Origin of the sequence: Streptomyces sp. NPDC004732 (assembly GCF_040609235.1) — a bacterium.
Taxonomy (GTDB): Bacteria; Actinomycetota; Actinomycetes; order Streptomycetales; family Streptomycetaceae; genus Streptomyces.
Genome location: NZ_JBEXJR010000004.1, coordinates 436,167 through 448,679, shown reverse-complemented (window position 1 = coordinate 448,679; position 12,513 = coordinate 436,167). Strand labels below are relative to the sequence as shown.

Below are 12,513 nucleotides of genomic sequence, written 5' to 3'. Positions count from 1 at the left end.
TGTGCCCTTTCAGCCGTTGTGCACGAGCGCCAGGTTCGCGGCGACCAGCAGGACGACGCCCCAGCGGTGGATGGTGACGCCTTGTTTGCGGGCCGAGAGCACCTCGCCCGCGACGAGCCCGGCGTGCGCCTGCCGGGCGCGCAGGCCCATCACGGGCAGCAGGAACGCGCAGAACCACCAGGGCACCGCGCCGACCGCCGCGGTGCCGACGATCGCGCCGGTCTCGGCCAGCGAGAGCCCGGCGATGAAGCCCCGGTAGACGCCGGGGGAAACGCTGGTCGCCAGGTTGCGGCGGCCTGCCACCCGGTCGCCGTCCACGTCGTTGATGTTGGAGTAGACCGAGACCATGAGGCTCCACAGTCCGAACAGGAAGCACTCCAGCCACGCCGCGCCGGTCATCTCCCCGTTCAGCAGGGCGAAGGGGATCAGTACGCACAGGCCGGTGCTCAGCCAGATGACCGTCTCCTGGCCGCCCCGGTAGCTGAGCTTGAGGCCGTAGGAGTACTGCACGCTGATGACCACCGAGAAGCCTGCCGCCGCCAGCGCCCACCAGGGCCGGTGCGGTGCGACCAGCGCGGTGAGCGCCCACAGGGCGCTGCCGCCGATGGCGCACCCCCAGCCGAAGCGCAGCGCCTGCCGCGTGGTGAGCGAGCCGTTGAGCAGTGGTTTGCGGTCGCGGGCCCGCAGCGCCTCCTGTGGGTCGTAGTTGCGGGCGTCGCTGCCGTCCCGCACCCCGGTGACGTCGTCCAGTGCGACGGTGGCCGCCACGATCCCCACCCAGCCGAGGTCGAACAGCACCAGGACCCACCAGGTGCGCGGTTCGTCCCACATCGCGGCGGGCAGCAGCGCCAGGACCACGAAGACGCACAGGTAGTAGTCAAAGAACGACAGCTTCGCCAACTTCGCGTACGCGCCCGCCCGTTCCCGGATGCCCGGGCGGGGTGGCGTCGAGATCGTCGCCGTCATCCCCGCTCCGCTCCGCTCTTGCGGCCGACCGTGCTGATCAGCACCTGGCTCAGCCAGTGGTGGGACGGGTCGGCCATCTCGGCCAGGGCCGCGTCGATCCGGGCGTCGTCCAGGAGTCCGGCGGCCACGATGCGCGGGCGCATGAACTCCAGCCACAGCATGTAGTGCCTGGCCTGGTCGGAGCCGCCGCGCACCATCACCGCCCGGCCCTCCGCCGTCGCCTCCAGACCGGCGGCCAGGACCAGTTGGAGATCGACGTGGCCGCCGCGCGGGTCATGGCCCGACTCGCGCATCAGGCCGTATCCGGCGGCCCGTACGTCCTGGAGGAAGTCCTCCGACAGGGCGGTGCGGAACAGTGTGGAGGAGTCGGTGTCCTCCAGGAACAGCACCCCGCCGGGCCGCAGCGAGCGCACCATGCGGTCGACGGCGGCGGCCCGGTCGGGCAGGTGCTGGAGCACCATGCGGGAGTGCACGAGGTCGAACGCCGCCTCGGGCAGCTCCTCCTGCCGCAGATCGTGCCGTACGGCGTCCACCTGCGGCAGCGACGCCAGTGGCGCCAGGCGTTCGGTCTGGAGGTCGGTGGCGAGGACGTGGCCGGTGGGGCCCACGCGGTCGGCGAGCCAGCGTGCCACGGAACCCGAACCGGCGCCGATCTCCAGGCAGCGCCAGCCCGGCCCGACACCCAGTGCGGCGAGCCGCTCCAGGGTGCCCGGGTCCCAGATCGACTCATTGGTCCGCAGGCGCTCGGTCTCCTTCTCCCAGACCGGGTCGAAGACGTACTCACGCTGTGCCGGTGGGCTCGTCATGGTGATCTCCATAGGCTGCTCTCGCGTACTCATGCGTAGAACTCGCAGACCGTGTCGGCGATGTACTCGACCTCGGCGTCGCTGAGATGGGGCCAGATCGGGATGGCCAGGTTGTGGGTGGAGGCCAGCTCGGCGTTCGGCCAGCTGCCCTCGGGGGCGGCCCACGGTGCGAAGGCGGGCTGCCGCGGCAGCGGCACGGGGTAGTAGATGTGGCTGCCTATCTCGCGTTCCGCCAGGTAGGAACTGAGTTCCTCGCGGCGGTCGACCAGCAGCGAGTAGACGTAGTAGCAGCGGCCGTTGCGCCCCGCGGGCGGGGCGAGCGCGCCGCGCTCGCGCAGGGGCTCGAAGCGCTCGGTGTAGTAGTCGGCGATCCGCGCACGGCGTTCAAGGCGGTCCGCGAAGCCGGGCAGCCGGTGCAGCTGGAAGGCGGCGAGCACCTCGTCGAACCGGTTGTTCTGGCCGATGCGGTGGTGCAGGAAGCGGTGGACGCCGTCCTGCCCGTGGTTGCGCAACATCCGTACGTTACGGGCCAGTTCCGGGTCGTCGGTGAGGACCATCCCGCCCTCGCCCGCCGTGCCGAACGCCTTGACCTGGAAGAAGGAGAACACCCCGAGGTCGCCCCAGCGCCCGGCCGGACGGCCGTCCAGGACGGCGCCCTGGGCGACTGCCGCGTCCTCGATCAGTGCGACACCGTGGTCGCGGGCGATCGCCCCCAGCTGCTCCATGTCCGCCATGATCGAGAAGACATGGGCGGGCATCAGCGCCTTCGTGCGTTCGGTGATCAGTGACTTCGTGGCGTCGGGGTCCAGGACCATCGTCCACGGGTCAACGTCGGCGAAGACCGGGGTGGCCCCCGTGTTCGCCACCGAACTGGCCACCGGCTGACAGCAGAAGGCCGGCACGATCACCTCGTCGCCAGGCCCGATGCCCAGGGCGCGCACGGACAGCTCAAGGCCTCCGGTGCCGCTGGCGCAGGCGATGACGTGCTCCGCGCCGGTCATCTCGCGCAGCGCCTCTTCCAGTTCGGCGGTGCGCTCGCCGAGGATGAAGCGCTGTTCGGGGCCCGTGCCCAGCTCGTGCACCGCCGAAAGCAGTGCCTCACGGTCCGCCTCGAAGAGATCGGGGGGAAAGAACGGCAGAGTTCTCATGACGCAACCCCTGTGTAGAAGCGGCGGATGGCCTCGCACACCCGGTGCATGTCGTCGAGGGCGAGGTCGGGGTGGAAGGGCAGCGCGACGGTGCGCTCGCAGGCCGCCTCCGCGTTCGGGAAGTCGCCCCGCTGGTGGCCGAGTTCGGCGAAGCAGGGCTGGAGGTGCAGCGGGATCGGGTAGAAGACCTCGGTGCCGACGCCCTCCCGGGTGAGGTGCTCCACCAGGGCGTCCCGCCGCTCCACCTCGATCACGTACACGTAGAAGACCGGGTCCGCCGTCACGCCCCGGTCGACCACCGTGGGCAGCCGCGTGACGCCCGGCATGTCGCTCAGCAACTCCGTGTACACCGCTGCCAGCTCCGTGCGGCGGTCGATCGCCGCGTCGAGCCGGGGCAACTTGCCGAGCAGCACGGACGCCTGGATGTCGTCCATCTTGCTGTTGGTGCCCGAGGCCCCCGAGAGGTTGGAGATCCCGGCGATGTGGTCCACGGTGCGGCCCATCCGGCCGTGGTGGCGCAGGATCGCCACGCGCTCGGCGATGTCCGGGTCGTCCGTCAGGACGGCGCCCGCGTCGCCCAGTGCGCCCAGGGTCTTGGTGGGGAAGAACGACAGCACACCGGCGTCGCCAAGGAGTCCGGCGTGCACGCCGTCGCGGCGCATGCCGATCGCCTCCGCGCTGTCCTCGACCACCTGCACGCCGTGCCGCTCCGCCAGGGCGCCGAGAGCGCCCATGTCGGCGAGCTGCCAGAAGAGGTGCACCGGCATGATCGCCTTGGTGCGCGGAGTGATGACCGCCTCGACGGACCGCGGGTCCAGCGAGTAGCTCTCCGGGTCGATGTCGGCGAACACCGGTGTGGCGCGGGCCAGCGCCACCGAGGTGGCCGTGGCGGCGAAGCTGAAGGCAGGCACGACGACCTCGTCACCCGGGACGACGCCACAGGCTCGCAGCAGCAGGACCAGGGCGTCCGTCCCGCTGTTCACCGCCACCACGTGCCGTGCTCCGGTGTATTCGGCGAGCGCCTTTTCCAATGCTGCGACTTGCTGGCCGTGGGAGTACTTTCCACGGTCGAACATCTCGTTGAGGTGGCGGTTAATGTCCGGCCAACAGTCGTTGAACGTGTCGGCCTGAGTGAAGAACGGAACCGGGCCTCCGATTTCTCGTTCCGCTTTTTGATCGACGTTCCGGGCAGGGGAGATCACACAGTCCTCCGTGAAGCAGGCCGGAGATATGGATGATGCGAAGCTAGGCCGGTCGCTTTCCCGATGGCAATGACAAACCCTTGCCGGGGCCAGGCCCGAGAACCCGGCAAGTATCAGCCATGGCAAACCGTCGGGGATGTCGAACTGCCAGGTCAGACAGGGTTGGTGAAGGTCGACAACTGGCGCGGCGGGCGGGCTGTGAGGGTCCGCCGCTTGACAGGGACCTCCCCCTCACCGCAGCTTTTCCCAAGTGCCGCCGCTTTGCCAGACACGAGTTCCAGAGTCCGATCAGCGGGTTACAGAGGATGTGCTTCCTTTGAAATTTCTTGGCCATCCCGGAGGACCGGAAAATCCGGCGGTTCCTCATGCGACGACTTTGCATCCCACCGAGCACGACGTAGTCGAAATCGCCTGCACAGAGGGCATCTTGTGCGGGCCGCCCTCCCGAACGAAAGGCACCGCATGAGCGGCGACGCCGTGCTGACCCGGTCGCTGGACGCCGTCCAGGAGCGCATCGACACCGTCCTCACCCAGGAGAGCGCGCGCTGGACCGCCGTGGATCCGCGCTGTGCCCCCTTCGTCGACAGCGTCACCGCCATCACCACCGCCAAGGGCAAGCTGCTACGCCCCCGCTTCTGTCTCCTCGGCCACCTCGCCGCCGGTGGCGACCCCGACTGCGAGCGTGCCGTCGACGCGGCCGCTGCCCTCGAACTCCTGCACACCTTCGCTCTCTTGCGCGACGACGTACTCGACGACTCACCGCTGCGCCGGGGCGCCGTCACCGCGCACGAACGGCACGCCAAGGAGCACCGAGCGCGCCTGCTGCGCGGCGAACCCCGCCGTTACGGGGAAGGCGTCGCCAACCTCGCCGCCGACCTCGCGCACGTCTACGCCGACCGGCTCGCCCACGCTCTGCCCGCACCGGCCCAGGCGGTGTGGGACGAGACGCGGATCGAGGTCACCGTCGGCCAGTACCTCGACATCGCCATCGCCGCAGAGGGCGTGGCCAACCCTGAGCTCGCACGCTGGATCGCGGTCTGCAAGTCCGGCCGGTACACCATCCAGCGCCCCCTTCAACTCGGCTCCGCCCTGGCGGGGCGGCCCGATCTCGCCGACGTCTTCGAGAGCTACGGCCTGCCGCTGGGCGAGGCGTTCCAGCTCCGGGACGACCTCATCGACACCTTCGGCGACGCCGAGGACACCGGCAAACCCGCGGGTCTCGACCTCGACCGGTTCAAGATGAGCTACCTGCTCAGTCTCGCCGTACGCCGGGACGACCGGATCCGGGAACTCGCCGCCACCCCCGCCGCCCCCGACAGCGCGGCCAGAATGCGCGAACTGCTCGTCACGACCGGTGTGGCCGACGAGGTCGAACAGCGCATCGCGAACCTCGTGGACCAGGCGCGCAAGGCGGTGGCCGACGCACCTCTGGTGCCCCGGTGGCGCACTGAACTCATGGAACTCACGGCCCGCGTGGCGTATCGCGACCGCTGAGCCGTACCGGAACCGACGCAGTCGTATCTGAACCACGAAGCCGTACCGGAACCACGTATCCGTACCGGAACCACCAAGCCGTACCCGAATCACCGCGCCATACCTGAATCACCAAGCCCTACCTGAATCACCGAAAGGAACCGCACCGGCATGGACCGAACACTGATCATCGGGCTCGGGCGGGCGGGCCTCGGACTGCACTGGGCGGTCCTGCGCAAGCTGCGCGCCGCCGGGCGGCACACGGACCTCTTCGACACCGCCCCGGTCCTGACGCTCGACCCGATGGCCCCCGAAGCTGCCGCGCGGGCCAAGGGACTGCGTCCCGTCGCCTCGATCGCCGAGGCCCGCACCCTGCTGGACCCCGAGCACACCGTCGTGCACCTGTGCACTCCGCCCATCGCCCGGCTCGGCCTGCTGCACGAACTCGCCGCCGCGGGGTTCCGCCGGATCATCGTGGAGAAACCCCTGGCGGTGGACCGTCAGTCCGTCCGCGAGATCCTCGCGCTCGCCCGCACCGAGCGGCTGCGCCTGGCGATCGTCGCCCCCTGGCTGGCCAGCGCGCTGACCGCACGGCTCGACCGCGTCGTGCAGGACGGGGCGCTCGGCGAACTGCGCTCCATCGACATACGTCAGAGCAAGCCGCGCATGAGCCGCACACTGACCGACGGCGGCCATCCCACCGCGTTCGACGTGGAGCCCCCGCACTCCCTCGGGGTCTGTCTGCGGCTCGCCGGGGAGGCCACTCTCGCCGCCGCCGAGCTGACCGACATGCGGATCGGTGACACCACCATCCCCGGCATGGGCCGCGCCGAACTGGTCTTCCGGCACCAGGGAGCGACCAGCCGGATCGTCTCCGACCTCACCGCCCCGGTCCGCGAGCGCCGCGTACAGCTGGAGTTCACCGACGGCCGGGCGGTCGCGCACTATCCCAACGGTGAGGACGACCACTACGCCCAGCTGAGGTTCAGCCGCACCGGCCGCCCCGAGACCTGGGAGGTCTTCCCCGACGACGCGCTGTCCGCCTACTTCGTCGACACCTACCGCACCCTGCGCGACGGCACCGACCTGGAACCCCAACTGCGGCTCGCCGCACGCGTGGTGGAACTCCTCGCCGACGCCAAGGACGCGACCCGGCGGCGCGGCGCGGCAGGCGCCCACTCCCCCGCCGGGTCCGACGGGCGGCAGGTGAGCCATGCGGGATGACATCCTCGGGACACCCACGGCCTCCGCCGGAACGCCCGGTCTCGCGCCGCCGCCCGGCATCCGCTACGCGGGCATCGGCGACGAGGCCGCCCCCGACCTCGCCGGTCAGATCCGCGCCCATCAGCTCCTCGGCTGGTCGGCGATCGAGCTGCGCGACATCGACGGCACCGCACTCGCCGACCTCGACGAAGCCGCGTTCGACCACGTCGTCACGGCCCTGCACGAGGCGCACCTCGACGTGGTGTGCGTCAACTCCCGCATCGCCAACTGGGCCCGCCCCGTCACCGGTGACTTCGAGCTCGACTGCGGCGAGCTGGAGCGCCTCGCCCCGATGTGCGCCGCGCTCGGCACCCGTCACATCCGTGTGATGTCGTACCCGAACGACCCCGGCGCGCCGCTCGACGAGCCGGAGTGGGCCCGCCGGACGATCTCCCGGATGACGCGTCTGGCCCGGCAGGCCGAGGACGCCGGGCTCGTCCTGCTGCACGAGAACTGTGCGGGGTGGGCCGGTGCCGACCCGGCCCGCACGATCCGGCTGCTCGCGGAGGTCGACAGCCCGGCGCTGCGGCTGCTGTTCGACACCGGCAACGGTGTGGCGTACGGCTACGAGGCGTACGGCCTGCTCACCGAGCTCATCACGTGGGTCGACCACGTGCAGATCAAGGACGCGCGGGCCGAGGCGGGCGATGCGGTCTACACCCTGCCGGGGGAAGGCAGTTGCCGGGTGGCGGACTGTCTGGGGCTCCTCCTCGACCATGGCAACGCCGGTATCTGGACCATCGAACCCCACCGCGCGGTCCGCCCCCACGAGGGCCGGACCGACGCGGGCAGCAACGGCATCGACGAGTTCGTGCGGTACGGCCGCGCCCTGGAGCGTCTGGCCACCCGGCTGCCCGCCGCCGCGGGTGCCCACCGGGAGGCCGTCCGATGACGAAGCTGACCCGCGCCGAACGCGACCTGCTGCTGCACCTCCTCGAACTCCCCACCGTGAGCATGCTGGAGAGCGAGGACGAGCCCCGGCTGCGCGATGCCCAGCGGGCCTACGCGGACGCCGCACGTCACCTGGGTTTCGAGGTCGTGCACCACGCCGCCGCCGAGGCGGCCGAGCTGACGGACGACCAGGTACCGCTCGCCGTGCGCCGGGCCGTCGAGGACGACCCCGGTTTCCTGGCCGCGCAGCCCTCCCTGGTGCTCGCGCTCGGCCCCGAACTGCCGCGGACGGACACGGTGATGTTCAACGTGCACCTCGACACCGTCGCCGGTCTCGAACCGGTCGGGTTCGACGGGGAGCGCTTCACCGGGCGCGGCGCGATCGACGCCAAGGGCCCCGCCGTGGCCCTGCTGGCCGGGATACGGGCGGCACTCGACGCCGCCCCCGACCGTCTCGCAGGCACCCGCGTGCTCATCCAGGCTGTGTCCGGCGAGGAGGGCGGCGCCATGGGCGTGTTCGGCACCCGCCCGCTGCTCCGCCGTGGCTGGTACGGCAGGCTCAACCTGTTCTGCGAGCCCACCGGGATGCGGCTGCTTTCGCGTTCCACGGCCGCGATGACCGCCTGTGTCCGGGTCGACGGGGACGACGCCATCGACGACCGCCCCGCCGCCGGACACAACGCCACCGTCCTGCTCGGCCACCTCGCGCAGCGTCTCGCCGCCCGGCTCCCGGAGCACGCGGCCGACGGCCAGGTCTGCGTCGCCGGACTGCACACCGGGCGCCTCCACAACCGGGTGTACGGGACCGGCCGCCTGATGCTCAACTGCTCCTACCCCGACTCCGCCACCGGCCGGGCTCTCGCCGACCGCTTGGAGAGCGAAGTGGCGGCTGGTGTACGGGAGTTCAGCGCTGCCTACCGTACCCACCGGGTGCTGGCCCGCACCGCGGCGGATGCCGCGGCGATCACCCGCGTCGAGTGGCACAAGCGCGGTCTGCCCGCGCTCCGGGCCACGGAGGATCCCTGGGCCCTCGACCTGCTGGCACCGGAGGACGAGCCCGCCCATTGGCCTGCCGACGAACCCGCGTTCACCTGCGACGCGATCTGGATGGCGGGCCTGCCCGGCGCCCACACCGCCGTCCTCGGCCCCGGCGACCTCGACCGCAATCACGCGCACGCGGCCGGGGAGTACGCCGACCTGTCCGATCTCGAAGCCTTCGCCGGGGCGGTGAGCGGCATCCTCGTCCGCTTCGCCGCCCGGCAGCACGCCACCACAGGAGGAATGCGACAGTGACCCAGTCGACCGATGCCCCGCCGCACGGCGAGGTGACCGTCCCGCACGACGCCCTCGTGGCCTTCAGCGCCGAGGTCTTCACCGGCCGCGGGGTACCGGAGAGCCGGGCCCGCACCGCCGCGGAGGCTCTCGTCCACGGCGATCTCACCGGACTCACCTCGCACGGCCTCGCCAACCTCACCCGGCTGTACCTGCCCGCCCTCGACGCGGGCCGCATCGACGCCACCGCGGAACCGGAGAAGATCACCGACACCGGTGCCGCCGTCCTCCTCGACGGCCGCCGCTCCCTCGGCCTGTGGGCGGCGACGGAGGCGCTGGAGCTGGCCGCCGACCGCGCGGCACAGACCGGCATCGCCCTGGTGACCATGCGCGACGCCACCCACTTCGGCTGCGCGGGACACCACACGGCCCGGATCGCCCGGCGCGGCATGGTGGCCTTCCTCGCCTCCAACTGCGGCCGCCAGCGCATCGCACGCCCGCCGGGCGGCCGTGCCGCGATGCTGGGCACCAACCCGTTCAGCATCGCCGCGCCCGCGGGCGACCGCCCGCCGTACGTACTCGACATGAGCACCACCGTGGTGCCGACCGGCAAGGTGCGGGCCGCCGCGCGCGCCGGGGAGCCGATACCGGAGGGCTGGCTGGAGGACGCCGAGGGGCGTCCGGTGACGGACCCCCATGCCCTGGACTCCGGCGGGGGTTTCCTGCGCTGGCTCGGCGGCGACCCCGCCACCGGCGCGTACAAGGGGTACGGGCTCGGTCTGATGGTCGAGGTGCTTGCCGCGCTGGTGCCCGGCGCCGGGCTCGGCCCCGCTCCAGAGGCCCTGAACGGCGAAGGACAGCCCTCCGGGCGCGACGACGACATCGGCCTCACCGCCCTCGTCGTGGCACCCGGCGCGCTCCGCCCCGGCCAGGACTTCCGCGCCGAGGCCGACGGTCTCTTCGGAGCGCTCCTGGACTGTCCGCCCCTCGATCCCGCCCGGCCGGTGAGCTACCCCGGCAGGCCCGAGGAGCTGACCGCGGAGCACCGCAGGAGGCACGGCGTCCCGCTGTCCGGCCAGTGCCACGCCGAGCTCACCGCGCTCGCCGCCGAACAGGGCCTCCGGTTTCCCGAGCCGGTCGGGTCGTCGCAGGACGCCCTTCCCCCGGCGGGTGCCCGATGACCGGCCGCCCGGCAGTGCGGACCCGCGTCGGCCTCATCGGTCTGGGCGTCATCTCGAAGTTCTACGTCGCCGCCTTCGACCAGTTGCCCGGGCTCGACCTCGTCGCCGTGTGCGATCTGCGGCCCGCCGCTCTGGAGCCGTTCCGGAACGTCGCCAAGTGCTACACCGGCCACGCCGGACTGCTCGCCGACGCCGACGTGGACGCGGTCGTCGTGAACGTCCCCAACGACGCGCACGCCACCGTGTGCCGGGACGCCCTCGCCGCGGGGGTCGCGGTCTGTGTGGAGAAGCCGCTCGCCATCCGTGTCGAGGACGGCCGGGCGCTCGCCTCACTGGCCCGCGAGCAGGAAGCCACCCTCTTCACTTCCTTCCACCGCCGCTACAACTCCGCCGTCCTGCGCCTGCTCGACGAGGTCACAGCGGCCGACTCCCCCGTACGCTCCCTCACCGTCCGCTACCTCGAACGCATCGAGGAGCACGCGGGCAGCGACCGTTGGTACCTCGACGCCGAGCGCTGCGGCGGCGGCTGCGTGGCCGACAACGGCCCCAACGCCTTCGATGTCGTACGGCTGTTCCTCGGCGACGTCGAACTGGCCGCGGCCGACGTCGTCCGTGACGAGCTCGGCACCGACCGCCGGGCCTCGGTCGATCTGCGCTCGACGGCCGGAGCCACCGCCCGGGTCGAACTCGACTGGGCCTACGAGGGCGAGGTCAAGGACGTCACCGTCGAACTCCACGACGGCACCCGGCTGTTCGCCGACATGCTCGACGGGCACCCCGAGTTCAAGGGCTCGCTCTGGCACGAGTACGTCGGCGTGCTCACCGACTTCGACACCCGCCTGCGGGGTGGACAGGACGCCTCCCGCGACGGTCTCGCCGCCCTGGAACTCGTCGACGCCGTCTACCGCGCGGAAGGAGCCACACGGTGAACCCGGCCGAGGACGGCGGCAAACGCACCGTGCCCGCCACGGTGGTGAAGGTGCTGACCCACCGCCGTGTCGACCGGGGCATGCGCCTGGAGGAGTTCACCAGCCGCTGCGTCCGCACCGGCGAGGTGCACGAGCTGGTCACCACCGACCAGGCAGGCGATCCCCCCGGCTCCCGCATCGACCGGGTCGGCTTCCTCGGCTTCGCCGAGATCCAGGGCGCCGGGGTGATCGACCGGGGCGACGAGGTGTGGGTCGACGGGCGCCTCGTGGGCACCGTGCTCGGCTTCGACTCCTGCCACTTCCCCAACCACTACAACGTGCTCATCGCCGTCGACGACCTGGTCACGGGTCCCGACCTGGAGCTGCGGCCGGAAACCCGGCTGTTCTTCCGCCAGGTCCCGGCGGAAGCCCAAGAATCCGGAAGCAGAAGGGTGCAAGTCGCATGAATACCGTCACCTTCGACGTGACCCCTCCGCACGCCCCCGGCACCACCTGGCGGCTCGAAGCGGAGCTGTTCCTGCCGCCCGGCAAGGCACCCGACACCGTGCAGCTGCTGCTGCCGGGGCTCACCTACGACCGACGCTACTGGACCGCTCCGGGCGCCCTCGACTACACGCGGCACGCGATCGGCGAGGGCTACGCCGTCCTCGCCCTCGACCGCCCCGGCACCGGCGCGAGCGAGCACCCGGCCGCCGAACAGGTCACGGTGGAGAGCAACGTCGAGGCCGTGCACCAGGTGGTGGCCGCCCTGCGCCGGGGCGCTCCCGGGCTGCCCGCCTTCCGCCATGTGGTCGCCGTCGGACACTCCCTGGGCTCCGGCATCGCCCTGATCGAGGCGGCCCGCCATCGCGATCTGGACGCCTTGGTGATCACCGGGCTGCTGCACGCGGTCGGCCCGCTCTACCCGGAGGCGATGCCCGCCCTGTACCCGGCGGCCGAGGACCCGCTGCTCGCCCCGACGAACCCGCCGGAGAACTACCTGACCACCCGCCCCGGCCGCCGCGCCGCCCTGTACGAGCACCCGCCCGGCATGGACCCCGGCGTATCCGCCTGGCACGAGGACACCAAGTCGACGGTGACCGCCGGTGAAGGCTTCACCCTGGATGCCATCTACCAGCCGGAGGTGGCCGCCGAGGTGCGGGTGCCCGTCCTGCTGGTCGTCGGCCAGGAGGACCGTCTCTTCGGCGGCGGGGACGCCTCCACCGAGGGCGCCGCGTCCGTGGTCGCGTACGAGCGGAAGTTCTACACCGGCGCCACCGACCTGGAGGCGTTCGTCGTCCCGGACGCCGCGCACTCCATCAACGTCCACCGCACCGCCCCGAGTTGGTATGCCGCCGCACACGAGTGGCTCGACCGCCGCTGCCCCGCACGTGGGCACTGAG

12 protein-coding genes are annotated in these 12,513 nt (G+C 71.7%); 8 read left to right on the top strand and 4 right to left on the bottom strand.

Features of this window, described 5'->3' with window-relative positions:
- Nucleotides 1-9 precede the first annotated feature (9 nt).
- The 4 genes from ABZV77_RS14280 to ABZV77_RS14265 are packed head-to-tail and all read right to left on the bottom strand — an operon-like array spanning nt 10 to nt 4,122.
- Entirely contained in the window at nt 10-966 is a 957-nt protein-coding gene (locus tag ABZV77_RS14280) for a UbiA family prenyltransferase (protein WP_356255287.1), read from the bottom strand.
- Nucleotides 963-1,772, bottom strand: a complete 810-nt coding sequence (locus tag ABZV77_RS14275; protein WP_356255284.1) for a methyltransferase domain-containing protein — start codon at nt 1,770-1,772, stop codon at nt 963-965. The genes ABZV77_RS14280 and ABZV77_RS14275 overlap by 4 nt, the downstream gene beginning before the upstream one ends.
- 29 nt (nt 1,773-1,801) lie before the next feature.
- Nucleotides 1,802-2,920, bottom strand: a complete 1,119-nt coding sequence (locus ABZV77_RS14270) for a DegT/DnrJ/EryC1/StrS family aminotransferase (RefSeq protein ID WP_356255281.1) — start codon at nt 2,918-2,920, stop codon at nt 1,802-1,804.
- Nucleotides 2,917-4,122: a DegT/DnrJ/EryC1/StrS family aminotransferase gene (locus ABZV77_RS14265; RefSeq protein ID WP_356255278.1), complete on the bottom strand. Its 1,206-nt coding sequence runs from the start codon at nt 4,120-4,122 to the stop codon at nt 2,917-2,919. The genes ABZV77_RS14270 and ABZV77_RS14265 overlap by 4 nt, the downstream gene beginning before the upstream one ends.
- 462 nt (nt 4,123-4,584) lie before the next feature.
- On the opposite strand from ABZV77_RS14265, the gene ABZV77_RS14260 reads away from it, so the two are divergent.
- The 8 genes from ABZV77_RS14260 (at nt 4,585) to ABZV77_RS14225 (ending at nt 12,512) form a co-directional block, all read left to right on the top strand.
- Nucleotides 4,585-5,616, top strand: a complete 1,032-nt coding sequence (locus ABZV77_RS14260; protein ID WP_356255276.1) for a polyprenyl synthetase family protein — start codon at nt 4,585-4,587, stop codon at nt 5,614-5,616.
- 150 nt (nt 5,617-5,766) lie between these two features.
- Nucleotides 5,767-6,819 carry a Gfo/Idh/MocA family oxidoreductase gene (locus tag ABZV77_RS14255; protein WP_356255274.1) on the top strand — a complete coding sequence of 351 codons (1,053 nt, stop codon included), beginning with the start codon at nt 5,767-5,769 and terminating at the stop codon, nt 6,817-6,819.
- Nucleotides 6,809-7,750 carry a sugar phosphate isomerase/epimerase family protein gene (locus ABZV77_RS14250; protein WP_356255271.1) on the top strand — a complete coding sequence of 314 codons (942 nt, stop codon included), beginning with the start codon at nt 6,809-6,811 and terminating at the stop codon, nt 7,748-7,750. The genes ABZV77_RS14255 and ABZV77_RS14250 overlap by 11 nt, the downstream gene beginning before the upstream one ends.
- A complete protein-coding gene (locus tag ABZV77_RS14245) occupies nt 7,747-9,042 on the top strand; it encodes a M20/M25/M40 family metallo-hydrolase (protein WP_356255268.1) in 1,296 nt (431 codons plus the stop codon). Before ABZV77_RS14250 ends, ABZV77_RS14245 begins: the two co-directional genes overlap by 4 nt.
- Complete coding sequence (locus ABZV77_RS14240) at nt 9,039-10,202, top strand: Ldh family oxidoreductase (protein ID WP_356255265.1); 1,164 nt, start codon at nt 9,039-9,041, stop codon at nt 10,200-10,202. Before ABZV77_RS14245 ends, ABZV77_RS14240 begins: the two co-directional genes overlap by 4 nt.
- Complete coding sequence (locus tag ABZV77_RS14235) at nt 10,199-11,131, top strand: Gfo/Idh/MocA family oxidoreductase (RefSeq protein ID WP_356255262.1); 933 nt, start codon at nt 10,199-10,201, stop codon at nt 11,129-11,131. Before ABZV77_RS14240 ends, ABZV77_RS14235 begins: the two co-directional genes overlap by 4 nt.
- Entirely contained in the window at nt 11,128-11,577 is a 450-nt protein-coding gene (locus tag ABZV77_RS14230) for a hypothetical protein (RefSeq protein WP_356255260.1), read from the top strand. The genes ABZV77_RS14235 and ABZV77_RS14230 overlap by 4 nt, the downstream gene beginning before the upstream one ends.
- Nucleotides 11,574-12,512, top strand: coding sequence for an alpha/beta fold hydrolase (locus tag ABZV77_RS14225; RefSeq protein ID WP_356255257.1), 939 nt, complete (start codon nt 11,574-11,576; stop codon nt 12,510-12,512). Before ABZV77_RS14230 ends, ABZV77_RS14225 begins: the two co-directional genes overlap by 4 nt.
- Nucleotide 12,513 lies beyond the last annotated feature (1 nt).